A 24,781-nucleotide genomic window follows, 5' to 3' on the forward strand; every position below is an offset into this window, starting at 1 on the left:
ACAAATTATTATCAATGTTGTGCTTATGAATAAGGTTAGATGTGCAGTTATTGGGGTAGGTTATTTAGGTCGCTTTCATGCGCAAAAATATCAAATGTTACCCAATGTGGATTTAGTTGCCATTTGTGATGTTAATAAAGAAGCCTGTGAGAAAGTTTCGCATGAATTAAATGTTCCCGCGTTTCTCGACTATCGCGATCTCTTTGGTAAGGTGGATGCAGTAAGTATTGCAGCGACTACCAATAAGCATTATGACATTGCTAAAGAGCTTCTGACTCAAGGTATTCATGTTTTAATTGAAAAGCCCATCACGGAAACTGTTGCGCAGGCTAATGAATTAATCGCTTTAGCAAAAAAGCATCAGGCTAAGTTACAAGTTGGACACCTGGAGCGCTTCAATGCAGCACGTCTAGCATTGGATGATCATCTCGAACATCCCTTGTTTATTGAATCTCAACGGCTTGCCCCTTTTAATCCTCGTGGGACTGATGTCAATGTAATCCTCGATTTGATGATTCACGACATCGATTTGATTCAGGCCATTGTGAAAAGCCCTATTATCCATATTGATGCCCAAGGCGCCCCTATATTATCAAAATCAATTGATATCGCTAATGCCAGACTTACATTTGAAAATCACTGTGTTGCTAATGTCACAGCAAGTCGGATTAGTTTTAAGACGGAACGATCCATGAGAATTTTTCAACCCAATTCTTATATTTCAATTGATTACCACAATAAACAATTTGCTGTGTTTCAAAAAGGTGACGGTGAAATGTTCCCTGGGATTCCAGAAATTACAAGGCATCAGTCTGTATTTGAGAAAGGAGATGCATTGATGGAGGAAATCAAAGCATTTCTATTATGCATTGAAAACGATACAACGCCACTAGTTACAGGCGAAGAAGGGCGCGATGCCCTGGAAGTTGCTGCAAAAATTACAGCACTAATTGACAAAAATTTAAGTCTTAGAAATGCCTTCATCTAAACGGATTGTTATCATTGCCGGTGAAGAATCTGGTGATATGCATGCTGCGAATCTGGTCCATCAGCTTAAAGCATGGCAACCAGATCTACAAATTAGTGGTATCGGTGGTCGCCATATGCAGGAAGCAGGTGTTCGTTTAATCAGTGACCTGGCTCGATTTGGCGTAACGGGTTTATCTGAAGTTATTCGTCATTTAAAAGTTATCAAAAAGGCATTTAATGCCATCAAACTGCATCTTAAAACCACCAAGCCTGATTTGTTAATTTTAGTGGACTATCCGGGCTTTAATTTGCGTTTGGCGAAATTTGCCAAACAAGAATTAGGTATACGAATTTTGTACTATATTAGTCCCCAGATCTGGGCCTGGAAAGCAAATCGCATTGAAACTATTCGCGCAAACATTGACAGAATGGCAGTCATTCTACCTTTTGAAAAAGAAATTTATCAAAAAGCAGATGTTCCTGTTTCTTTTGTAGGTCATCCTTTAGTTGACAAAATTCAATGTTGTGACAATCAGGAAAACGCCCGTATTCATTTAAATTTACCCACAAATAAGCGCATTATTGCTATGCTGCCGGGTAGTCGAAGAAATGAAATAGAAAAACATATGCCAATATTAGTACAAACTGCAGAAATGCTTAGCCAACAAAATACTGATCTGCATTTTGTCATTCCTATTGCTCAAAGTTTAAAGCCAGAACTTATACAATCTTATTTCGCGAAAAGCCAAGTAACTATTTCTTTTATCAAGGGTAGAGCGACGGAGGTAGCCGCCTGTAGTGATTGCGTTGTTGTGGCATCTGGTACAGCGTCTTTAGAGTGTGCATTGCTTGAAAAACCTATGTGCATTATTTATAAAAGCTCTTTAATCAGCTACATTGCAGCAATGCAGGTTATAAAAGTTAAATACCTAGGTCTTTGCAATTTGTTAAAAAACGAAATGGTGGTCCCCGAACTATTACAATACGATTGTAATGCCAAGGAATTAAGTCGAATAGTTACTGAATTACTTACTGACAATGATGTCATTCAGCGGATGTCTAGACGTCTTAAACAGCTGAAACTTTCTCTTTCTCATCAAGAGGCTGATTGCAGCTTAACTGATTTAGTTAAACAAGAATTAGCTATTGTGTCTTAGCGTAAACTCATCGTAATCTTATTTGATAAATGCGCCCTTTTTTTTGTAACTTCTAGATTATCAATTAACCTTCATGTACAATAAATTTAGCTTTCATATGATAATGAAAGTATTTGGATAGAATGATTTAACCAGAATAAGGAAGTTATGATGAATGTCATTGAAACACAAGCCTCTTCTCAAAGCGTGAAACAAGATCAAGGTCTCCAAGATCTAGTTTATAGCTTAGTAACCCGTTTTCTTGCTGAGAATAAAAATAAACCTATTGATGATCTCTATGACATGATTCTTTCAGAAGTTGAGCCACCTCTTTTACAAGCTGTTATGGAAAAACGACGTGGAAACCAACTGCAAGCAGCAAGAATGCTTGGAATCAGCCGCGGCACTATCAGGAAAAAATTACAACGTTACTTTGGTACAAAGTATTTCCGTTTAACGGACGAGTAATTATAAAATCTATATTTGATTCATTTCTGTTAAAAAAAGAAACTATGCAAATCTTATTTGCTTGGTAACGCGGTTAGCGTTTCAAAGCAAAGGATATTATTAGTGAAAGCGGCTTACATTATTGGGGTAAAATTAACTTCGGGATTGTTCCGCTTTCACATGATTTTTCACACACATCTCAGCCTACTTATAACTCCACCCTATTTTCTTACCAGGTAATAAGTATTCAGAATGTCATGCTCTAAATAATGTTTTTTTACATTTAGAAAACCTGCTTCCATCAACATTTGTTCGGCTAACTCTTCACCCCAAGCGGCTCCTAACCCAGCCCCATCTTGGGAGAGGGAAACAGTCATGCAATGCATGCACGATATCGTATAAATAAAAGGCGCTGTTGGACTACCTATATTTTTTTCTACCAAACTGGATGTTCTAATATCCTGCATAAGAAAAACGCCATCAGCCTTCAACGCATTATAGACACCCTTTAAAACTTTGGCAGGCTGAGCTTGATCATGAATTACATCAAATCCTGTAATCAAGTCATATCGTTCTCGCTCATGCCAATCCGATAAATCTTTCTGTTCAAAATGAATATTGGTTAATGCATTTTCTTTAGCAGTTTTTTGTGCATGTCTTATTGTTTCATCACATAAATCATAGCCAGTGAATTGACTCTTGGGGTAAGTTTTTGCCATAAGCGTTAACGCTTCAGCATAGCCACAACCAATATCTAACACTTGAATGCCTTGTTGCAATTTTTGTTGTATTCCAACGACTAAAGGAAGAGTTTTTTCTAGAAGATTCGATAAAATTGTTTGCTTACTCTCTTCTGCCATAACTTCGTGAAAGCGAGGGTATGCTTCATAAGGTACTCCTCCCCCCTGAGAAAATGCTTGCACCAGGGAATCTTCAACATAAGCCAATATGGGGATAAATTGAGCCATGACAGCAAAATTATTTGGAGAGGCTTCTCTTGTTAAAAAAGCAGCATGCTCTGCGGGTAAACTATAACTTTTATTCTCGGCACTATAACTAACAATGCCCCCAGCAACTAAGGCATTTAACCACTCGCGAACATAACGTTCCTGTAGATTTGCCTTTTTTGCAATTTCTGCACTCGTTGAAAAAGACATTTTGCTCATAGTATCGAATAACCTGGTTCTATGACCAATCGATAACATTAATGCTAAAGCTGCGTGACTCATCATTACTAGCAAATGCTCAGCAAATTTTTCTGCTTTATTTTGATCAAAATTAGACACTGTCATAACCAACTCCTTTGGCTCAATTCACATTTATACTCAAACTGCCTTGTCAAAATTATAAACTGCTGACTTAACCTTATGAATAAAATTTACATTTTGCAACTGGCTTTCATTATTTATGGATGAATACGAGGAGTTGTAGATTGCTGTACTTCGTTCACAATGACGAGTTTAAATTTACTTCCGTAATAAAGGCTAGATGCGCCTAATGAACCATTGTTCAGTAACCCGTAACAACTCTGGTAGGTAAACCATAGGGTTAAAACTCTCACTCCTACATGCCTGGGCTTGGATGTTCAATCCTTATTAAATAAAAATAAGAAATATTATTGGGAAATTTGTATGAAAAATTACGTGGTCTCAGCATATTCTAGATGCCTCGGACAAGCCGAGGCACGTAGATAGTGATAATGTGGATTGCTTCACTGCATTTCACAATGACGAGTAACGAGTCGTGTAATTAAGCGTCAAGCAGCAGTTTATTCACCCGGCTTACGAAATCAGCAGGGTTATCTAATTGTCCACCCTCTGCAAGAACTGCTTGTTCGAATAACATAACCACCCATTCTGCAAAACGGCTGTCATCAGTGATGCCATGTAGACGTTTAATTAGAGCGTGTTGTGGATTGATTTCAAAAATCGGCTTGGTTGGCCCTACTTGCTGTCCCGCAGCCTGCAATATACGCTGCATTTCCAATCCCATGTCATGTTCATCTGCCACAATACACGCAGGCGAATCGGTTAAGCGATTTGTTAACTGAACCTCTTTGACTCTATCACCCAAAACATCTTTGATTTGTTTGAGCATAGGTGCTAGAGATTCTTCTTGCTCCTTAATCTCCGGTGCATCAGCAACATCCAAGTCAATTTTACCCTTACTGATTGATTGTAATTTCTTACCATCAAACTCATTCATATAACCCACTAACCATTCATCAATTCGATCACTTAATAGTAAAACCTCAATGTCTTTTTTCTTAAATATTTCAAGATGTGGGCTATGTTTAGCAGCATTATAACTAGACGCTGTTAAATAATAGATTTTATCTTGCCCTTCTTTCATGCGTGAAATGTAATCAGTTAATGATACATTTTGTTTCTCAGAATCACTTTTGGTGGTAGCAAAGCGCAACAATTTCGCAACAGCTTCACGGTTGCTATAATCTTCTATTGGACCTTCTTTAAGTACCAAACCAAATTCATTCCAGAATTTTTGATAAACTTCAGGATCCTGATTGCTCAGTTTCTCTAACATAGAGAGTACACGTTTGGTACTAGCCGCTCTAATCGCTTCCACCTGCTTGTTTTCTTGCAAGATCTCGCGTGACACATTTAACGGCAAATCACTTGCATCAATAATACCCCGAACGAAACGTAAATATCTTGGTAAAAATTGTGCAGCATCATCCATGATAAAAACACGTTTTACATAGAGTTTTAAACCGTGCTTCATCTCTTGTTGCCACAAATCAAACGGTGCTTGGGTTGGAATATACAGTAGACTAATGTAATCCTGCTTCCCTTCTACATGGTTATGCGACCATGTCAAAGGATCTTGAAAATCATGAGAGATATGCTTATAGAGCGTCTTATAATCTTCATCACTAATTTCAGATTTTTGCAATGTCCAAAGTGCTGTCGCTTTATTGACTGTTTCAACTTCGTTGGTTTCTTTATTCTCATCATCTCTTTTTTTCATGATGATAGGCCAACAAATATGATCCGAGTACTTTGTAATCACGTTACGCAGACGCCAATCGCTTAAAAATTCATCCTGATCTTTTTTCAAATGCAGAATGACTTCAGTACCACGTTCAGCTTTCTTTTCATGACCAATGGTAAATTCGCCTTCGCCGTTAGATTGCCAGACAATACCCTCTTCAGGTTTAAGACCTGCCTTTCGGCTTTTCACTGTGACTTTGTCTGCCACAATAAATGCGGAATAAAAACCTACTCCAAATTGACCAATTAAATGAGCATCCTTAGCACCTTCACCAGTCAAATGGCTCATAAATTCTTTTGTTCCAGATTTTGCAATCGTACCTAAATTCTCGACTGCCTCATCCCAATTTAAACCAATGCCATTATCTTTAATACTCAGTGTTCTATTTTTTTCATTGAAGTCGATGACAATGCGTAAATCAGAGTCTCCTTCGTAGAGCGAGGAATCCGAAAGAGCAAGAAAGCGTAATTTGTCTAAAGCATCAGAAGCGTTGGAAACTAATTCACGCAGGAATATCTCTTTGTTGGAATATAGAGAATGAACTACCAAATGCAACATTTGCTTTACTTCAGTTTGAAAGCCCATTGTTTGCTGCTTACTCACCATTTATGAATCTCCAAATTTTATACAATAAAATAAAACAGTTAGACTGCTATATGTGGGTTTTACTCGTAATTTCAAGGGCGACAAATTAGAAAAGATGTCTGGTTGCTAGTCTTGTCTACATCAATAGTCAGAAACTAACAACCAAGAACAAGAAGTAATTAACAACTATTTTTTGAGGAATGTTAGAGACTGTAATACCATTCAAACTCAAGAGGATGCACCATACTTCTCATCATTGAGATTTCTGCTTCGCGCAGCTCAATATAGCTCTTGATAAAGTCTTTGGTAAATACATCACCTTGTAATAAAAAGTCTTGATCTTGCTGCAGATGATACACCGCCTGCTCCAGAGAATTACATACTGTCGGTACATCAATTAATTCTTCCGGAGGTAGATCATACAAATCTTTATCCATGGGCTGTCCTGGGTGGATTTTCTTTTGAATACCATCCAGTCCTGCCATCATCATGGCTGCAAAAGCAAGGTAAGGATTTGCCATTGGATCAGGGAAACGGACTTCGATACGACGAGCCTTTGGACTACTAACATGAGGAATCCGAATCGCCGCGGAACGGTTACGAGCTGAATACGCTAAAAGCACTGGTGCTTCAAAACCAGGTACCAAACGCTTATAGCTATTTGTAGCCGGGTTAGTTAAAGCATTCAAGGCACGGGCGTGCTTTATAATACCACCAATATAATAAAGCGCTGTTTCCGATAAACCTGCATATTGATCACCAGCGAATAAATTAACACCATCTTTCATTAAAGACTGATGACAATGCATGCCGTTCCCGTTGTCGCCAACTAAAGGTTTCGGCATAAATGTCGCTGTTTTTCCGTAATTATGAGCAACATTATGAATGACATACTTTAAGAGTTGCATCTCGTCTGCTTTTTTCATTAGCGTGTTAAAACGAGTTGCCACTTCACACTGGTTCGCAGTTGCAACTTCATGGTGGTGTGCTTCAACAACTAATCCTAATTGTTCAAGTGTCAAACAAATTGCGGAACGAACATCTTGAGACGAATCAACGGGTGGTACGGGGAAATAACCGCCCTTAACACTTGGTCGGTGACCAATATTCCCACCTTCAAAAACTTTCTCTGAGTTCCATTGACCTTCATCAGAATCAATTTCATAAAAAGCACCACGAATATTTGTGCCCCAGCGTACGCTATCGAATAAGAAAAATTCAGGTTCAGGACCAAAGAATGCGTTGTCAGCAATTCCAGTGGATTGCAGATAAACTTCCGCACGCTTTGCGATGGAGCGTGGGTCTCTGTCATACCCTAACATGGTTTGTGGATCCACAACATTGCAGCGAATAATCAACGTGCTATCTTGATAAAATGGATCGGGGAGTATGGTATCTAGATCAGGGATAAGTGCCAAATCTGACTGATGAATTTTCTGCCAACCTTTAATTGATGAACCATCAATCATTTTACCATTTTCAATTAAGTCATCATCAATTGCTGATACTGGAACTGTTATATGTTGCTCCTTCCCTCGAGTATCAGTAAATCGAAAGTCAATAAATTTAGCATCATGTTTTTTTATTGCCTCAAATACTCTATCTTTACTCATTTTTCTCTCCAAGATTGGCCACAGCTAGTCTACCTTAAGTGACTTACTAAACCCAATAGATTAAACTGGTTTATTTCAACCAAATATGAACATCTATGGGCGCCTATCATTATCAAGCGCTAAGCAAAACAGGAAATACCACAAAAGGCGTTATAGAGGCAGACTCTGAGCGCCACGCACGCCAGTTATTGCGTGATCGAGGTATGATTCCTACCCAAATTCGCACTTTAGCAAAACAGCAGCAAGCTCGTCGAAAAGATAAGTTGTCATCGCAAGATTTAGCGCTTCTAACTCGACAATTGGCTACTTTACTCGCAGCAGGTATTCCTGTGGAAGAATCCTTACGGGGTGTAAGTGAGCAAACCGAAAAAGATAAAGTACGTGAATTAATTATAGGCGTTCGTGCCAAGGTTGTGGAAGGCTACGCCTTAGCCCAAGCGATGGGCGAGTTTCCGAATGCTTTTCCTGAATTATATCGCGCAACGGTTGGTGCAGGAGAACAAACGGGACGTTTAGATTTGGTCCTGGAAAAACTTGCCGACTATACTGAAAATCAACAAGAGACAAAGCAAAAAATTCAACAGGCACTTATTTATCCTTCCCTAATGATTATTGTCTCTACGACAATTATTAGTTTCTTGTTAGCTTTTGTCGTCCCCAAAATTATTGAAGTCTTCACCAGCAGTGGCCAATCGTTGCCTGCAATGACCCATGTTCTCATTTCTATTAGCGGATTTATAAAATCATACGGATTAATAGTTCTATTATTGTTCATTTTGCTCTTAACCGCTTTCAAGAAGAGTCTCTCAAATGTTAATATTCGCACTGCGTGGCACAGGCTTTTATTAAGGTTACCTGTAACGTCTTATTTAGTGAGGTCAGTGAATGTAGCACGCTATATTCATACCTTTGGAATTTTGTTTGCCGCTGGAGTCAGTGTGCTTGAAACAATGCGTGTATCTGCAAGTCTTCTGACCAATCTTGTGATGCATAATGCTTTTGATCAAGCGACTGTACGAGTACGAGAAGGAACAGCGATTAATCAGGCACTTAAAGAAACTGGCTTTCTAAGTCCAATGGCAACTCATTTAATCGCCAGTGGGGAAAAAAGCGGACAAATTGCAGTAATGATGGAGCGAGCCGCCTCTCATATGGATAGCGAAGTCAAACGATTAATAGATACAGCCCTTACCTTGCTGGAACCTTTAGTGATTTTATTAATGGGCGCGGTTGTACTTTTTATTGTTCTTGCAACATTACTACCTATCTTTTCTATGGAGCAATTAGTAGCTTAGGTAATTCAAATCATTTAATTTAGTAGGAGTTTTTAATGAGTAAACAAAGTGGCTTTTCATTGATTGAAATTATGGTGGTCGTTGTTATTTTAGGTATTCTTGCGTCCATTGTTGTTCCCAAGATCATAAGCCGGCCCGATGAAGCTCGTGTTGTGAAAGCCAAACAAGACGTTTTAGCAATTCAGAATGCTCTTGATCTTTATAAATTAGACAATGGTAGTTATCCAAGCACTGATCAAGGCTTAGTTTCTTTAGTTGAAAAACCCACTACGAATCCTATCCCAAGAGATTGGAAACAATATTTGCAATCATTACCGAAAGATCCCTGGGGACGTGATTATTTATATTTAAATCCTGGCGAACACGGTGAAGTTGATGTATTTACCCTAGGTGCAGATGGCCAACCAGGTGGAACTGGCATTAATGCAGAAATAGGTAATTGGAATGCGCGCTAAGGGTTTTACCCTCATTGAAATTCTGGTGGTGCTGATTATTATTGGCATCACCGTTGGTTTTGCATTACTCGCTTTTGGTGATTTTGGTGCTTCAAGACGTGTCGTCACCACAGCAGAACAATTTTCTAGCTATATCAAGCTTCTGCAACACCGAGCTATTGTTGAGATGAAACCTCTAGGTATTACTATTACTCAAGATCGCTACCAAACATTCCGTTTTGAACAAGGTACCTGGAAACCCATGCCGGAAAAAACTGTTTTTCACACCCAGTATTTCCCAAGTAATTTTGTTGTTAATTTACAAAAAACAGGAGCAAAAATAAGCAATAAAAATCCGGACATTGTTGTCAATGCTTCAGGTGACATGACCCCTTTTATCTTAAATTTTGGCACCTCACAGAAACCTAAATTAGCTACTTTAGTTGGTAACTATAATGGGCAAATCAGCTTAGTATTACCCAGCTCATCATGAAAATATTGCCGTCGTCGAATAATGCTGGTTTTACATTAATAGAAGTTCTGCTTGCTTTAGCTGTTATTGCTATCGCTTTAACTGCTCTTCTTAAGGCTACGGCACAAAATGTAGCAAACACACAACGCATCCAGGAAAAAACAATTAGTCATTGGATTGCGATGCAGGGCGTTTCTATGGTGCAATTGGGTTTATTAACCCCATCAACCAGCCAGGAAATAACCCAATCTACTACGATGCTAGGACAGCGATGGTTTTGGCGTGTTAAAGCGAACCCAACGCCAATAAAATCAGTCCAACAAATTATTATAACCGTCAGTAAAAATCAGGCAGGCCCATTTACTAACCCATTGATAGCCTTCCGGTACCATAATGAATAAAAAAGCAGGTTTTACATTAATCGAAATTTTAATCGCCCTCACAGTGTTTGCAATTTTAGCAACGGCCACCTCATCGATGATGTATTACGCTTTCAACACACGAGCACGAGTTAATCAGCAAGCCAATCGCCTTAATATGGTGCAACTTGCCCTACTCATCATTGAGAGAGATATATCACAAGCCATTCCTCGTGCTGTCTATGGTAATGAAATGCATTTATTTCCAGCTTTTGTTGGCCAACCACAGTACTTTGAATTAACGAGACTTGGTTTTGAAAATCCTCACAGTCAAGAAAAACGCAGCAATTTGCAACGTATTGCCTATTTATGCCATGACAATCAACTATTGCGCCGTATTTGGCCAACGCTAGACTCTACCAATCGGGATCATTACGAAGATAGAATTTTATTAGATAACCTCATTGCATGTCGCTTCTCCTATTTAAATCATAATTTACAAGTTTTACCTGAGTGGCGAGAAAATGCTATTCAGCAAAATCAAAAAGCTGAACCTTTACCAAAAGCGATTCAATTCAATTTGACATTAAAAGACTGGGACAAAATGAGTTTACTTTTTATCATTCCAGAGGCTTTATATGTGGAACAATAAACTAAACCAGGCAGGAAGCGCTCTCATCTCTGCTCTATTTATTATGACCATGGTAGCTATCGCCGCAACAGCTATGAGTACGCGGTTGCAATTGGATATTTATCGAACGCGCCTAGGTATCCTGAGTGATAAACTCTATTTAGCATCACAGGCTGTTTCTTTTTGGTCATTAAGTCAGCTAAAAGAGAAAAAAAATCATACAGTAAGCGATAGTTCCGGAAAAATTCTGGATTTTCCTAAAAAACTGCAAACTATCTATCCTGAATTAATAGTGAATGGTGGCCTTTATGATCTACAGTCACGCTTTAATCTGAATAATCTGTCAGATAAAAAATATGCTGCCACTTTTTTAAAATTACTCACCAAATTCCCTACCAAACTTAATTCCTCGCAACGAGAACAATTGGTTTTAGCCATAAACAACTGGATTAACCCTTATCAACCTGGACGCGGTCAAGATGAATTTCTAAATTACTACTTACATCAAAAACCTCCCTACTATCCAGGCCAGCAATTGCTGCAACATCTCTCAGAGTTTCGTTTAATTAAAGATGTTAATGCACAGCTTTATATAGCTCTGGCGAATTTTCTCACGGTCCTTCCTGAAGTAACACCTATTAATATCAACACCGCTCCTAAAGAGATTCTGGCCAGTCTTGGTAATGGATTAAAGCCATCTCAAATAAATGAATTACTTGAGGCACGTGGAGATAAAGGATTTCAGGATGTCAAAGAGCTCGGCCCGCTATTGCAAAAATTAAATATCCGCAGCGAGCAAGTGAGCATCGAGAGTCAATATTTTCTTAGTGTGGCGTTTGTTTCAGGCCAGGAATTGAACTTAACAGTTTATACCTTATTTAAACGTAATAAGGATAAAAAAGGTAATATTACAGTCAGTGTACTCAGAGAGAGTTTGAATTCACCTTGAATATCCTTATGCTTAGAATGAGGCACGATTCACCATACCCATGAATTGCTTCGCATTGCTCGCAATGACTACCTGCCCTAGCTGGGAATTTTCAACATCACCTACGAGCTTAGCATTCACCTACGAGCTTAGCATTCACCTACGAGCTTAGCATTCACCTTCGTGTCTTTAGCATCTCCTACGTGCCTCGGCTTGTCCGAGGCATCCAGCTGAATCAAGCACAATTTTTTATAGAGAAGCATTCGTATTTTAAAAGTTGGAACTTATAATTCTTTCTTAGAGATCTATTAAAATGGATTGTAATTTTGAACATTCCCTGGATGCCTCGGACAAGCCGAGGCACGTAGTACATGTTGTCGGGTTCATGGATCTGCGATTGGGCTTGGTCAAAAGATTATTAAAAATCAGAAACAATTTTTTGGATCAACGACCTAACCTCTTATGATGAACTTTTCACCGAGGAGGTACGTATAAGCACACCAAACTTAATGAAGCACTCCGTACACTCTGAAATTCCACTAGGCATCATTGAGCATTTCTAATTGTTCTTTCAATGCTCCATAAGCCGCTTCAATGTTAATATAAACTTTGTTACCCAGGTAATACGATAACGAGCCGTCGTCTGTCGCATGATTTGCCTGTAAGGCGACATTAAATTGCAATCCTTTTAATCGACTAAAATCATGACGCTGAGTTACAAAGTAAAAATTACGGTAACTAGATTTAGGGATATAATTTAGCGCTTTTGCATCCCCTGCCAGAGCATGGCGAGGGAAATATTCTTTAATGGAATATCCGCGATTATTATGAACTGCAATAACTTTTCCTGGAGGAATCGAGCATATAATTTTTCTTGCGAGCTTTCTTACTTCATGATGCGCTTCTGACGTATAGGGGCCAAACTGCTTTAGCGTTTTTGTAATCCCTTTATTGGTAAAAATACGGTTAGGATCAAATTCATATCGAACGCCATGTAAGAAAAAAACAATATTACGATTGCCAGAGTGTTTTAATGTAATTAAGGTACCACCCTTGCGTTTCACATACAGCTTAGCTGCTTGTAAAGCGGTAACTTCATTTTCATGTAAATGGACGAACGTTTTTCCACGACCTGACTGTTTAAGGATATTAACCTTCGTATTGTCGCCCAATTTAACAGTAATAGTCTGTGCATGAATTAAATTACTTGCTAGAAATAAAAGAAATGCAAAGTATTTCATAACGGTTATTTAACTTAAAAGGGATAGTATTATACTTGACTGACTACTAATGTATCAATTTATGGTCTTGATTACTATAGGTTCCACGTCTGATTCTACTAACGGTGTCCTGGTTTTTTGTTGTAAAGATGACTCAAGATACTCTTGCATAAATTGAATACGATGTTTAAGAGGCGCATTCTCTGCCACCTCAATTTTCTTTAATTCTAGAAGTAACTCTGTTACCGTTTTTATTTCCTTATCGATACCAACTTGCTTAATTACCCTAGCAATTTCTTTATGATAAGGTCGTCGTTTCCATGTCCCGTATAAAACGCTTGATGAACCAATATAGTCCTTCAGCAAGGCCACAGCTTTATCAATATTCGTATCAAAAGATTCGCACACTTTTTCATAACGCATAAATTTTGTTTGTACGCCGGTTAATGGGACTTCCCTTACTGTTTTACTTTCTGCTGCATGAGCAACCGACCTATCGATTGATGGTTTTAACAATGATTTTAAATAATTTTTTGCAACTCTTAATAAATCTCTGAATGTGGGCGCTGGCGTTAAATGATTTTTTTTAGCCTTTCTTGAACAATGATCAAACGCATCAACCATATCACTGACGACGTCAGGCTGAAGACCTTTTTGCGCAAGAATTTCCTGCATTTCCTCAGGCTTATAAGGTGGGAGAACTAATCTTATCACTCTTCTTGCAAGTGCATTACCCATAGATAGACGTCCTGCCATCGTCGCTGGATTTTGAGTGCCAATCAGTAAAAAACCTGGAAAGCTGGGGCGTTTACCTTCAGGTGTTTTGCCCATTAGTAAATCATTAAGCAAACGCTCCATCATAGGCGAACTATTGATTTCATCAACAATCACAATGGCTCCTTCATGGAACGCTTTTAACAACAATCTTTTTTTATCCTCATACTGCATACTAACAGGCATCCGGTAAAAAATTTTACCCGCTGAAGTGATCGATTCCGACTGATTTTCTTCCAAATTTGAGTTTAAAAAAGCCTCTTTGTAACCATTGGCAACGAGAGTTGAAATAACCATTTCACTTTTACCAATACCAGGCTCTCCCTCTAGTATCATTCCATTAATTCCGCCATATTTTTGCACTGGATTTATCGTTGCTTGACGCAAGCTGCGTAATTCTAACAACTCTTCAAGTTGAGTATGAATAGCATAACGAGAAGATGTAACATGATAATCTTTTGCGCCGATAGTTTTGATGGGAGGAAGTTTTAACTCTGTACCCAGTTTAAACTTATTATCGAATTCTTTTTCTAAATTGAAAGGAACAAGTGTTTTCCCTAATTGATAAGCATAATGGGAAGCAAGTATATCTACCTCTGTAGTAATCCCTTTCTCATAAGCACAGAGTACTTGCAGCGCCATCATTTGAATTTCACGAGGGGAAATCAGCACTTCCTCGTGAGAGTGCTCGCAAAGAAATCGATAAACATTCAGTAACGGTGTGGCAATGGTTAACGTCTCTTTTTCGAGTTTAGTATTAGCAAAAATAGGTCTTATTATTTCTTCATAAATAAACTCTTGCGGCATTGGTTGAAAAAGAACAGCATTACCATGACGTGTAAACAATGGTGCGAGTTGACGCTCTCCACCATAATTTAAGGGATTGCCGGCAAATACAACTTTATGATCTTTCGTCAGTGGATAATAAACACCATCAATTAAAATTCCAGGAGCATTATTAAATAGTCCTTCAAACTCACTCCATTGACGATTCTCAACGTTTGCTTCATCAATAAATAAAATTTTTCTGCCTGGGGAGTTGTCTTGTGCCCAGGCTTTCATTTTCGACTCACCCTGATAGAGAGTATTGCTACTGTCCTGCAAGTATTTTTCGACAAACGTTGACTTGCCAACTGCAGTCAATCCTGTCAAAAAAACATAAGGGCTATACTCAAAAACTTGATGAACTGCTTGCAAGCGTTGAGCAATAAATTCCTCTGATTTTTTCTTACTATGCACCACATCAAAGTCTGTAAAACGAATAGCTATGGGTAGGCTATACATACCCTTCCATGCATCATCGGTTGATGATTCAGGATTTTTTTGATTGAAATATACTCGAGCCTTAAGCTGACTAAGCGACTCCTTCCTTAAGCGCTCTTGAGTTAAACAATCGAGATCTTGCTTCGCAAATAACTTAAGTAAACACTCGTATTTTTCATCTGGGGTCACTTCATGTTTTACAGGAGAAACATAACTGAAAGAATCAGTATTGTCGCTAACAAGAATTAATTGCCCTTTGGCATCGTTGTCAGTTTGACGCTTCAGCAAAAGGGACGCCAAGGAATCGCTAAGTTCTTTAGAAAAACTACCTTTTAAAATGACTTTTTGCTCTGAAGCCAATGCGGTTAATAGTGCTTTCTCACTTCGATTAAACTCAAATTTCATGAGCTTGGGGTTTAATTTGCCTTGCATCGCCACCAACAAGTCAGCACTACTGCATTCCGAAACATCAATTACTTGCCAGTCCTTATCCTCTTTAATCAACTTAGACACAGTGGTATCTGGATCACTACTGGAAATAATCAGAGTTGATGTCATTTCACCTTGCCAGATTTTGCTGGGAATTCGATTGATTGGTAACTTCTCTGCAAAAGGCGTGGTAAGATTAACCCCAAGAGGAGTATGACAAACCAATTTTACCCTGTATTTTTCACAGGCTGTTAAAAGCATAGCCCATTCATCCTCTTCAAGCAGCGATGTGAGGTTAACATCAAGTACTTTTTGAGAATGATTTTCCAAAATCCCAGGTATTTGATCGAGAGTATTACTTTGATTATCACAATCATATTGGTTAAAGAAATCACTAAGGCTAGTTGAGTTAAGAACAACTGCATTGGACTTACAACCCATTTTAAAGTCTATGAGTTTAGCTAACCTGTTCCAGTCATAACCTTCACTTTTTAGCAACTGTAAGTTCGCGGGAACATCAAGAGTACGACCATTGCTTTCAATTTTACGGTGAATTTGCATGCTCAGCCAAAAATTAATAAACCGAGGGTCATGCCAAGGTGCATTTTGCAACTCGATTGGCAAGCCTGAAGCAAATGCAGAAACTAATTCGCCCTCCTCAAAAGAAAAGGTGTCTTTATGCAAAACCCAACGCCCTAAAAGTCGCTCTTCCCAATCAGCTGAATGGAAGAGGTTAATAGGGAACGAGGTACTTTGACTTTGTGATTTTTCCGGAATAGCTAATACAGGTTCAGCTTCTTTAAGCGAAGTAGAGTTTATCGGACAAACATCTATTTTATCAAAACGCGAATAAAAATCCTCCCCCTGATAAGCCTGAGGTTTATTCGGATTTATAAGACCGATGATTTGTGCCGACTCTGGTAAGGGTGTTCCATCAGCATGGCGCATATCATCTAGTAGACCATTAAAACGAACAATATCATCCGCATTAAAATTCGCATAATTAACTAGTAACACTGGTGCATCTGACTGGTTCCGATGTTTTTGCAAAAAGTCATACAGATCACCGCCAGGGCCTTGATGAAGAAATCCCTGATTATCTTTTCTTTTAATGAATGCAGAGGAGCAAATTAAATCATTGGGGGAATCTATGTAATAAACAGGACGTGAGATATGGTGGCAATAGCTTTGTAATATTAATTGTAACGAATTAACATCTTGATTATTAGGTAACTCTATTAAACGTTTTTTTAAATTATCTTTCTGAATTAGGTGTTGGCAGTAATGTCCAGCGGAGATAAAATTTTCTTGAGTTTTATTCCAGGTTTCCAGTGATTTTGCGAAAGGTTTTTCTGGAATTATTTGTGGCCTATTTTCTCCCTCTAGAATCAATTCAGCCGGATAACCTCCCAAGTCACAAAGAATCCACTCATCATTATATTGCACTTCGACAAAACTATGACATCCATTATTAACAATCCGGACAGGCATCTCAGGAAAATATGTTTCCATCCAATCTTTAAACGCTATCGTTCGATGGCGACAAGCCCCCTTCTCCTGTTCTTGAATATAACGTAGATAGTCATAACCATTAGGCTCATCTGTACCGACCTCAAGTTCTCCATCTCCAAAATGATTATACTTTTTAATGATTTCCTTAATTTCTTGCGGTAACTCCATTTTTCGATGAGGAACTTCCAATAAAAAATCAATGGTGATACTTTGAGCTGTTTTAGAACGGATATAATACTGGTTGTCCCTTAAGGAATATTTAATTTCTATGCCTGCGACAGGAGGATCAACATGATAATGGGTCAATCTTTCGTTAGGTGCCAGAGACGCTAACGCTTGCCATTCGTGGTTGAGTGCTAATTCTTGTTTACCATAATATAAATTAGTTCCCTCAGTTTTTTTGAATGTTTTCCCGAGGGTAAAAACATCGTCAGTACAGGCCTTAAGTATCACGGGAACTAATGCAGCATCGCCAACTTTAGATAAGGTAAAGGCATGCTTTAAGTCGCAACTTGCCTCTTTAACATTAACCTTATTAAATACTGAAAACCTATCATGCATCACATTAGGAGGCTCAACATTCTCATCAATAGGGAAAAAAATTCGTTGAACGTGGTATTCTTTAGGTTTATCAAAACTCGTGTCTGCATCAACAGGTGTCGTAGAATTTAATTTTTCTGGCGCATTCTTTGTAGACTCTGAATCGTAGGAAGCGATTGATGTTGAGGATTTAAATTCATTGTTTTTTTGAGGCCTTGGCGCATATTGAGCTAATTGTCGCTCTTTTAATAACTCATTCAATTCGTCGTCTATAATCAAATCGGGACAATCAGTGAAATCGATGTTTCTTAAATTAGGGGCAGCATTAATTAATTTTTTTAATCCATCACACGTAATGTTACACTCTTGCAAATTAACGAATTCAATCGTTGAGAAACTCGCTGCAAGTATCTCCCAGTCTGTGTTGACTCTAAAGAAAAATATATCCTTAAGTTTAGAAGTACCCGTGATTAATGTCTGTAAATTATGTAACGAAAAATTGTCACCTCCAATTTCGAGCGATTCAAGAGACTCGTAACGCAACTTGGGCAAATCGGAAATAATGTTTTTACAAAAATCCAGCTTTAAACTTTTAAGATTAGGTGCTTTTTCAATCAGAGTTGCAAACTCTTGCTCACTGATCTCACTATCACTTAAATGTAGCTCTTTCAGAAAATAATAGGTCGGTAATTGTGCCAGTAGCTGTTCAGAAAATTTGGTATGATTATCTAATCTCATAACTTGCAAGTTTGGGGCACCTGCTAATATTTTCAGAATATTGTTAGAGCTTAAGTTATTTCTAGAAATAGTAAGTTCGATTAAGGAGTTAAACTCACTGTGTTTAATGTTACCTGTTGGAAGTTTGCATGCAGAAAAACTTATAGACTTAAGTTGCTTTGATGAAAATAACTCATCTAATGAGAAACAGTTAAGATTTGTTCCCGAACAACTTATTTTCTCTAGATTAGAGAAATCAACATTAATTTCTGGTGTGTCATTAAGTCCAGTACAATTTAAAATTAAACTTTGCAATTTTGGTGTATTGCTAACCAACGCTGCTAAATTCTCTGTTGTTATAGAACATCGATGTAGTACTAACTCTTGTAACTCCGAAAAACTCTGAATTTTAGGTGAACCATTCACAAGGTTGCGACAAGCAAAAAGTACTAAGGATTTCAGAGATTTTGTGTTCCTGAGAATTTCATTCAATTCATCGGAAGTGATAGTACTATTATTAAACTTTAAAGTTTCTATATTTTTGAGCTGAGATTTTTTAAAGACTAAACCATAAGAATCAAGATAGCCGTCCTCTACAAGCTCACTGGCTTGTTCTTTAATGAATTGAACTGAGGTGTAATGAGTACTTCTTGTTACATCTGGAAATTTTTTTTGAAATTCAAGAAATGCCTGGACTCCAGCCTGAGAATATTCATTATGTTCAAAATGTCCTATTGGTGGAGTAGCCTCAAATAGTAATGGTATTGCCTCCTGAAAATGCCCATTTAGAGTAGCCAGTTGTTTGCTAGAAAGTTGGCGAGGTTTATCTAAAGTTTTCGAGTCTAGTAAACAGTCTATTTGATAATCATCCAAAATATAAACTGTCTGCTCCTGTCCGATTTTCTGCTCAATTGCCCTGTCTAAAACTTGTCCGGGCGTTATCCTATGCGTTTTAACTTTATTTAATAAGGACAGATTATATTTTGTTAACGGAACGAAATTATTTTCCTGCAAAATATAAATTTCAAATTCATTTTCTAATAATTCACTTATCTTGGATGTTACTTCAGCTGTTTTGGAAGGAGACCATGTTGTAGAGGCCCAATCTGCAATTAATAAGGTTTTCTTTTTAGGTTCATCAAGAAATTGAGTTAATCGCCAATACGGTTCTCCCTTAATTAATTTATTAATATCAGGATACCCGACTGGATTATAGCTAAACGTTGTTTTTAAGCGCTTGCTAGAATAATAAAAATTACTGGAGTAACTCATTTCTGACATAGGTTTAGCTATCTGGAGATTTTTTAAATTATAGACTAAGTGTTTGCATTATTCCCAAAGGGTTCATTTTTTTATCTTTGTATTTATTTAGAATTTTGACTTAAGATAGATTCTCGATTGAGAAAATGAATATAGGAAATTATGGATACACAATTATGCATGCACTGTTATGTGTCTGGGAAGGTTCAAGGCGTATGGTTTCGAGCCTCTGCAAAAGAACAGGCGGATAAATTAGGCATCAATGGCTGGGCACGGAATTTAGCAGACGGACGTGTCGAGATTATTGCCTGCGGCAATCAAAAACAGCTAGAGAAATTTGAAAGCTGGTTAAAAAATGGTCCCCCACTCGCTAATGTTACTGATTATACGCGTGAAGATTTAGCTTGGAAAAATTATCCAGGATTTGACACGTTGTAATTCAGCATTGTTTATTTTTTATTTTGTATTCGCTGAAATAGTTGATCGCCCATTAGCTTCTCTTGCTGAGATAGTGCAGGCTCTAAACGTGAAAGTTCTTTTGCCGCTTGCTCATTTTTGTTGGCAGCGGCAAGTTTTAACCAGGCATAAGCTTTACTAAGATCTTTATTAACTCCCAGTCCAGCCAGGTATAAATAGCCTAACTTACCTTGAGCCATAGCATTACCCTGATTGGCAGCCTTACTAAACCAGTAAGCAGCTTGCTGGTAATCTTTATCAATACCCATACCACTTAGTAATAATTGACCTAATTCAGCCTGGGCTTGCGCATTACCCTGTTCTGCAGAAGCATGAAACCAATAAGCTGCTTTTTCAGAATTCTGATTGACACCCAATCCTTTCAAGTATTGATAGGCTAAATAAGCTTGAGCATTTTTATGCCCTTGATTGGCAGCACTGGCAAACCAATAGGCAGCAGCTTGTTGATCTTGGGCTATCCCATATTTACCTGTGTATAAAAGGCCAAGACTATACTGCCCTTTGGGATCTCCTTGTTCAGCGGCTTTTTGATACCAAAATAAGGCTTTTTCTACATCTTTCGGAGCTCCTTGTCCCATCATGTACTGATAACCTAAATTAACCTGGGCTCGAGCATAACCTTGTTCAGCTGATTTTTTAAACCAATCAAATGCCTTTGTTTCATTAGCTTCAACACCATCGCCTACTGCATACATTAAACCCACATTCCGTTGAGCAATTGGATTTCCTTGTTCGGCCGCTTTCATGTACCAGGAAAATGCTTGCTTAAAGTCCTGTCTTACACCTTTACCATTGTCATAGAGAAACCCCAAACTTAATTGAGCCAGCGCATTATTTTTTTCTGCGGATTTCTCATACCATTCCTTAGCCTTCGTATCATCTTTAATAACACCAAAGCCATATTGATACATTCGCCCCAATAAATACATAGCTTCCTCATTACCCTCGTTGGCAGCTTGTACTAAATGGGGAAAAGCAGTGGTGTAATCACCATTCTCATATGCAGAAAAACCAACTATCACATCAGCGAAAACTGAATTAGCAAAAAGGCAGGCTGCGATAAAAAGCTTACTTCGCATACCGACTCCCAAATTGATCTCATATTTTAAAGCGTAGAAGATCTAAGCAACAAAGCAAATGTGATAGCCAGTTATTTATCCATAATGCCTAATTACGCTCCCTTTTAATAAAACTATCCCAAATTCCATAAATTTCCATTTGCTTTTTGACACCTGTCGACTCTAAAAGTTGACTGACTTCAGCAAAGGTTTGCCTTGCAGGAAAAGCTTCATCCGTGTTTGCCAAATTCCAGGTAAGTACTGAGGCAATCACTGCATTTAATTTTAATTCTCGTGAGTCAACTTTATCAAAAGTATCTGATTCGGCATGGTAATAAGGCAAATAAGATACCACATCTTGATTAGCCACGATGGTTGGAATACCTTGCAAAAGATAATCAAAATTATCCGTGCCAATAAAGGCATCTGTAGTCTGAGTAAACGGGCCTAAGTTTGCAATCGGTTTTAATGCGTGATTAACAATATTGACCATGTCAGAACGTCCCCCTAGAGAAAATCCTGTCGTTCTTCCTGTGCCAATGTCATAAATGACAACCGCTTTGATTGCATCCAACTGTTTTGCATGATTTTTGACGTCAAACCATGAACCATACAATCCTAGTTCCTCCCCACTATAGAGCATAAAACGAATTGTTCTTTTAGGTTTTATTCCCTTTTGCTCAAGTATTTTCATCTGTCTTGCAATATCAATAATCATTACTGCATTACAGCCATTATCCAAAGCCCCCTGGCCAAGATCCCAGCTATCAAGATGAGCACCAATAATAATCACGTCTTCAGGTTTCTCACTTCCTTTAATTTCTGCAACAACATTGTAATTTTGCGGTTTATCTTGTACCACATTGTCTAATTTAGCTTTAAAAGTAACCACCTCACCTGAGTTAATTAACTGAACAATTCGTTTTCCGCCCTCTCGCTCGATAAGCGCCGCAGGAAGTGGTGCTAAATTTCCATCAAGCGAGGCATTATGTCGGTAAAGTAATCGTCCAGAACGGTTTGATTGCCATAAAATGCCCACCGCACCCGCTTTTTTAGCGGCAGCAAAAAGTGGCAATGTATCAAGGTATTCTTTAAACATATCATCCAAAGTGAGCATGGGAGATGTTTGTACAAGCAACCAATGGCCTTTGATTTCATTAGCATGCGCTTTAATTTCTTTAGTATCAGTACTGCTTATTGCATAAACTGGAGCCACCAAACCCTCTGGAGGTGTTGATAACGTAAATGGCATGGCAGCAAGGCGTAACTTATTATGAGTCGAGGTTTTATTGGTTTGAGGCGCAGTAATTTCACCCGTCTCTATATTTGCCAACCAATTTTTTGGAGCAGTATACTTTTCAAGATGAGCATTATTAAATCCTGCTTCTTGAAAACGCTTTAAACTCCATTGCATAGCCTCATTCATTGCTACGGAGCCAGTAGGACGGCCACCAATTTGATCAGTTAAATAACGAAGATCATCAATAATCGGAGTTGGTTCAAGAGTTTTACTAATTAAAAGATTAAGCGGATTGCAAATTTCTGCCGCATAATTAGTTGTACTTAAAGAAATAAGAGCTGCAATAACAAATAAACTTTTTCTAAACATTTGAACACTCCATCCTAATTGTGTGCTTCTTAAAATGCCGGTGAATAATAACAGTTTTTTGTCTCAGAACTACAATTAAAATAGAAGAAAATAGAAAGGAATAAGAATGACCATAGGATTTATCTCTCACCATGACTGTCTGCTCCATACTATGGGCGCGTATCATCCGGAGCAACCCCAAAGGCTCGAGGTCATTGAGCATGCTGTATCCCACTCAGATTTAGTCAATCAACTCGTTTACTATCAAGCGCCTCTTGTAGAGTATGAACAGCTGCTTAATGCACATGATAAAGATTATATAGATTACATTTTCAATATCTCTCCTTCTGAGGGAATGGTCGCTGTAGACCCAGATGTTTGGTTAAACCCACACTCCCTAACAGCTGCATTACGAGCTGCTGGAGCAGTTGTTTATGGCGTTAAATTACTAATGAATAAAGACGTAGACGCGGTTTTTTGCAACATTCGCCCACCTGGACATCATGCTGAGCACAATAAAGCGATGGGATTTTGCATATTTAATAATGTCGCTGTTGGTGTGGCCTATGCTTTAAAACAGTTTAATCTTAAGCGCATTGCAATTATTGATTTTGATGTTCACCACGGCAATGGTACTGAGGATATATTTAGAAAGGATGAGCGTGTACTTTATTGTTCAACCTTTCAGCATCCGTTTTATCCATTTAGTGGTGCGACAACTCAAAGTAAGCATATTCTTAACGTCCCTCTTCCTGCAGGTGCCAATGGTGACTTGTTTCGCAAAAAAGTAGAGCAATTTTGGCTACCGCAAATTAATCAATTTGCTCCAGAGATGATATTTTTTTCAGCTGGATTTGATGCTTATTATAAAGATGACATGGCTAACTTATTATTAAATACAGAGGATTATTTATGGATTACTCAAAAAATTAAGACAATTGCTGATACTCATTGTAAGGGGCGATTATTATCTGCTCTGGAGGGTGGATATTATTTAAATCATTTAGGAGCCTGTGTGGTTGCTCATCTTCGCGGACTATCTACCTAAACACTCTCTTGATTATTATTCATGACAACCACAGCCGCGCCAGTAAATCGCCCATGACGTAAATCATCCAATGCCTGATTCGTTTGCGCCAGAGGATAGGTGTGCACCTCAGTTTTAACAGGTATTTTGGGGGCTAAGGCAAGAAATTCCTCTCCATCTTTTCTGGTTAAATTGGCCACTGAGCATAATGTTCTCTCCCCCCAAAGAATCTCATATGGGAAACTTGGAATATCACTCATATGAATACCAGCACAAACAACTATGCCTCCTTTTGTAATCGCGCGTAAAGCAACAGGAATTAAATTACCTATAGGTGCAAAGATAATAGCGGCATCGAGTAAATGAGGGGCTCTTTCATTTGAGCTCCCTGCCCAGGTCGCACCCAATTCATAGGCAAAAGCTCGAGCTTCTTTATCACCGGGACTTGTAAATGCATACACTTTACGTCCTTGATAACGTGCAACCTGAATTAAAATGTGGGCCGCAGCTCCAAAGCCATATATTCCTAGATGGTTTGCTGTACCTGTCTTTAATAAAGCGCGATAACCGATTAGACCTGCACAAAATAATGGTGCTGCCTGATGATCGGAATACCCCTCCGGGATCGGGAAACAAAAATGACCATTAGCAACGCAATATTCCGCAAATCCACCATTAATTTGATAACCAGTGAATTGCGCTTGATCGCATAAATTTTCCCGTCCAGTTGTACAAAACTCACACTGTCCGCAGCTATTGCCAAGCCAAGGAACACCCACACGCTGACCTATAGTAAATTGTTTCACTTTGCTGCCTAGTTCCTCGATCACACCAACAATTTGGTGGCCAGGAATAATAGGAAGTTGGGGATGGCGTAGTTCTCCATCGACGACATGAAGATCAGTACGACAAATGCCACAAGCTTTAACTTTAATAAGAACTTCTTCTGCCCCAGGTTTAGGGCGATTTACTTTGGTTGACTTTAGAAGTGTGCCAGTTTTTTCTAGCAGCATTGCATCCATGACTGCTTCCTTA

At 38.4% G+C, this 24,781-nt stretch carries 19 protein-coding genes; 11 read left to right on the top strand and 8 right to left on the bottom strand.

All coding sequences use genetic code 11. The features are described from left to right. Positions 1-25: 25 nt before the first annotated feature. The 3 genes from LHA_RS08380 to LHA_RS08390 all read left to right on the top strand — a co-directional run bounded on the left by LHA_RS08380 (position 26) and on the right by LHA_RS08390 (position 2,573). A complete protein-coding gene (locus LHA_RS08380) occupies positions 26-988 on the top strand; it encodes a Gfo/Idh/MocA family protein (protein ID WP_045107482.1) in 963 nt (320 codons plus the stop codon). Beyond that, a complete protein-coding gene (gene lpxB / locus LHA_RS08385; protein ID WP_045106141.1) occupies positions 975-2,126 on the top strand; it encodes a lipid-A-disaccharide synthase in 1,152 nt (383 codons plus the stop codon). Before LHA_RS08380 ends, lpxB begins: the two co-directional genes overlap by 14 nt. A gap of 150 nt (positions 2,127-2,276) precedes the next feature. After that, entirely contained in the window at positions 2,277-2,573 is a 297-nt protein-coding gene (locus tag LHA_RS08390; protein WP_045106142.1) for a helix-turn-helix domain-containing protein, read from the top strand. 200 nt (positions 2,574-2,773) lie between these two features. On the opposite strand, the gene LHA_RS08395 is transcribed toward LHA_RS08390, so the two are convergent. The 3 genes from LHA_RS08395 to glnA form a co-directional block, all read right to left on the bottom strand. Next, the gene (locus tag LHA_RS08395; protein ID WP_045106143.1) at positions 2,774-3,844 is read right to left on the bottom strand and encodes a class I SAM-dependent methyltransferase; all 1,071 of its coding nucleotides are present in this window, start codon (positions 3,842-3,844) and stop codon (positions 2,774-2,776) included. 457 nt (positions 3,845-4,301) lie between these two features. Next, positions 4,302-6,170, bottom strand: coding sequence for a molecular chaperone HtpG (gene htpG, locus LHA_RS08400; RefSeq protein WP_045106144.1), 1,869 nt, complete (start codon positions 6,168-6,170; stop codon positions 4,302-4,304). Between the two features lie 182 nt (positions 6,171-6,352). Then, complete coding sequence (gene glnA / locus LHA_RS08405) at positions 6,353-7,762, bottom strand: type I glutamate--ammonia ligase (protein WP_045106145.1); 1,410 nt, start codon at positions 7,760-7,762, stop codon at positions 6,353-6,355. A 95-nt stretch (positions 7,763-7,857) separates the two neighbouring features. On the opposite strand from glnA, the gene lspF reads away from it, so the two are divergent. The 6 genes from lspF to gspK are packed head-to-tail and all read left to right on the top strand — an operon-like array spanning position 7,858 to position 11,902. Continuing rightward, positions 7,858-9,057, top strand: coding sequence for a GspF family T2SS innner membrane protein variant LspF (lspF, locus tag LHA_RS08410; RefSeq protein WP_045106146.1), 1,200 nt, complete (start codon positions 7,858-7,860; stop codon positions 9,055-9,057). 35 nt (positions 9,058-9,092) lie between these two features. Then, the gene (gene lspG / locus LHA_RS08415) at positions 9,093-9,512 is read left to right on the top strand and encodes a GspG family T2SS major pseudopilin variant LspG (protein ID WP_045106147.1); all 420 of its coding nucleotides are present in this window, start codon (positions 9,093-9,095) and stop codon (positions 9,510-9,512) included. Beyond that, the gene (gspH, locus tag LHA_RS08420) at positions 9,502-9,984 is read left to right on the top strand and encodes a type II secretion system minor pseudopilin GspH (protein ID WP_045106148.1); all 483 of its coding nucleotides are present in this window, start codon (positions 9,502-9,504) and stop codon (positions 9,982-9,984) included. The genes lspG and gspH overlap by 11 nt, the downstream gene beginning before the upstream one ends. After that, positions 9,981-10,364 (top strand): GspI family T2SS minor pseudopilin variant LspI, encoded by a 384-nt coding sequence (gene lspI, locus LHA_RS08425; protein ID WP_045106149.1) that lies wholly within the window; start codon positions 9,981-9,983, stop codon positions 10,362-10,364. The genes gspH and lspI overlap by 4 nt, the downstream gene beginning before the upstream one ends. Beyond that, positions 10,357-10,974 (top strand): GspJ family T2SS minor pseudopilin variant LspJ, encoded by a 618-nt coding sequence (lspJ, locus tag LHA_RS08430; protein WP_045106150.1) that lies wholly within the window; start codon positions 10,357-10,359, stop codon positions 10,972-10,974. Before lspI ends, lspJ begins: the two co-directional genes overlap by 8 nt. Then, on the top strand, positions 10,961-11,902 hold the full coding sequence (gene gspK / locus LHA_RS08435; protein ID WP_045106151.1) for a type II secretion system minor pseudopilin GspK: 942 nt from the start codon (positions 10,961-10,963) through the stop codon (positions 11,900-11,902). Before lspJ ends, gspK begins: the two co-directional genes overlap by 14 nt. Before the next feature lie 518 nt (positions 11,903-12,420). Here gspK and LHA_RS08440 read toward each other — a convergent pair. Beyond that, positions 12,421-13,122 carry a protein-tyrosine-phosphatase gene (locus LHA_RS08440; RefSeq protein ID WP_045106152.1) on the bottom strand — a complete coding sequence of 234 codons (702 nt, stop codon included), beginning with the start codon at positions 13,120-13,122 and terminating at the stop codon, positions 12,421-12,423. A gap of 54 nt (positions 13,123-13,176) precedes the next feature. Continuing rightward, positions 13,177-19,617 carry an AAA family ATPase gene (locus LHA_RS08445; protein WP_045106153.1) on the bottom strand — a complete coding sequence of 2,147 codons (6,441 nt, stop codon included), beginning with the start codon at positions 19,615-19,617 and terminating at the stop codon, positions 13,177-13,179. Between the two features lie 141 nt (positions 19,618-19,758). Between LHA_RS08445 and LHA_RS08450 the strand changes: the two genes are divergently transcribed. Next, positions 19,759-20,034 (top strand): acylphosphatase, encoded by a 276-nt coding sequence (locus tag LHA_RS08450; RefSeq protein WP_045106154.1) that lies wholly within the window; start codon positions 19,759-19,761, stop codon positions 20,032-20,034. Between the two features lie 11 nt (positions 20,035-20,045). On the opposite strand, the gene LHA_RS08455 is transcribed toward LHA_RS08450, so the two are convergent. After that, positions 20,046-21,152 carry an SEL1-like repeat protein gene (locus LHA_RS08455; protein WP_045106155.1) on the bottom strand — a complete coding sequence of 369 codons (1,107 nt, stop codon included), beginning with the start codon at positions 21,150-21,152 and terminating at the stop codon, positions 20,046-20,048. Positions 21,153-21,240: 88 nt separating this feature from the next. Further along, positions 21,241-22,740 (bottom strand): M28 family peptidase, encoded by a 1,500-nt coding sequence (locus LHA_RS08460; RefSeq protein ID WP_052673648.1) that lies wholly within the window; start codon positions 22,738-22,740, stop codon positions 21,241-21,243. Between the two features lie 106 nt (positions 22,741-22,846). Between LHA_RS08460 and LHA_RS08465 the strand changes: the two genes are divergently transcribed. Then, positions 22,847-23,767 carry a histone deacetylase family protein gene (locus LHA_RS08465; protein WP_045106156.1) on the top strand — a complete coding sequence of 307 codons (921 nt, stop codon included), beginning with the start codon at positions 22,847-22,849 and terminating at the stop codon, positions 23,765-23,767. Here the strand turns inward: LHA_RS08465 and LHA_RS08470 are convergent. Next, a complete protein-coding gene (locus tag LHA_RS08470; RefSeq protein WP_045106157.1) occupies positions 23,764-24,768 on the bottom strand; it encodes a zinc-dependent alcohol dehydrogenase family protein in 1,005 nt (334 codons plus the stop codon). The two genes, LHA_RS08465 and LHA_RS08470, sit on opposite strands and share 4 nt — an antisense overlap. Between the last annotated feature and the right edge of the window lie 13 nt (positions 24,769-24,781).

Source organism: Legionella hackeliae (assembly GCF_000953655.1).
Classification (GTDB): Bacteria; Pseudomonadota; Gammaproteobacteria; order Legionellales; family Legionellaceae; genus Tatlockia; species Tatlockia hackeliae.

Coding starts and splice junctions, on each gene's coding strand:
- LHA_RS08380 (WP_045107482.1), top strand. CDS start 26: ATGAATAAGGTTAGATGTGCAGTTATTGGGGTAGGTTATTTAGGTCGC.
- lpxB (WP_045106141.1), top strand. CDS start 975: ATGCCTTCATCTAAACGGATTGTTATCATTGCCGGTGAAGAATCTGGT.
- LHA_RS08390 (WP_045106142.1), top strand. CDS start 2,277: ATGAATGTCATTGAAACACAAGCCTCTTCTCAAAGCGTGAAACAAGAT.
- LHA_RS08395 (WP_045106143.1), bottom strand. CDS start 3,844: ATGACAGTGTCTAATTTTGATCAAAATAAAGCAGAAAAATTTGCTGAG.
- htpG (WP_045106144.1), bottom strand. CDS start 6,170: ATGGTGAGTAAGCAGCAAACAATGGGCTTTCAAACTGAAGTAAAGCAA.
- glnA (WP_045106145.1), bottom strand. CDS start 7,762: ATGAGTAAAGATAGAGTATTTGAGGCAATAAAAAAACATGATGCTAAA.
- lspF (WP_045106146.1), top strand. CDS start 7,858: ATGGGCGCCTATCATTATCAAGCGCTAAGCAAAACAGGAAATACCACA.
- lspG (WP_045106147.1), top strand. CDS start 9,093: ATGAGTAAACAAAGTGGCTTTTCATTGATTGAAATTATGGTGGTCGTT.
- gspH (WP_045106148.1), top strand. CDS start 9,502: ATGCGCGCTAAGGGTTTTACCCTCATTGAAATTCTGGTGGTGCTGATT.
- lspI (WP_045106149.1), top strand. CDS start 9,981: ATGAAAATATTGCCGTCGTCGAATAATGCTGGTTTTACATTAATAGAA.
- lspJ (WP_045106150.1), top strand. CDS start 10,357: ATGAATAAAAAAGCAGGTTTTACATTAATCGAAATTTTAATCGCCCTC.
- gspK (WP_045106151.1), top strand. CDS start 10,961: ATGTGGAACAATAAACTAAACCAGGCAGGAAGCGCTCTCATCTCTGCT.
- LHA_RS08440 (WP_045106152.1), bottom strand. CDS start 13,122: ATGAAATACTTTGCATTTCTTTTATTTCTAGCAAGTAATTTAATTCAT.
- LHA_RS08445 (WP_045106153.1), bottom strand. CDS start 19,617: ATGTCAGAAATGAGTTACTCCAGTAATTTTTATTATTCTAGCAAGCGC.
- LHA_RS08450 (WP_045106154.1), top strand. CDS start 19,759: ATGGATACACAATTATGCATGCACTGTTATGTGTCTGGGAAGGTTCAA.
- LHA_RS08455 (WP_045106155.1), bottom strand. CDS start 21,152: ATGCGAAGTAAGCTTTTTATCGCAGCCTGCCTTTTTGCTAATTCAGTT.
- LHA_RS08460 (WP_052673648.1), bottom strand. CDS start 22,740: ATGTTTAGAAAAAGTTTATTTGTTATTGCAGCTCTTATTTCTTTAAGT.
- LHA_RS08465 (WP_045106156.1), top strand. CDS start 22,847: ATGACCATAGGATTTATCTCTCACCATGACTGTCTGCTCCATACTATG.
- LHA_RS08470 (WP_045106157.1), bottom strand. CDS start 24,768: ATGGATGCAATGCTGCTAGAAAAAACTGGCACACTTCTAAAGTCAACC.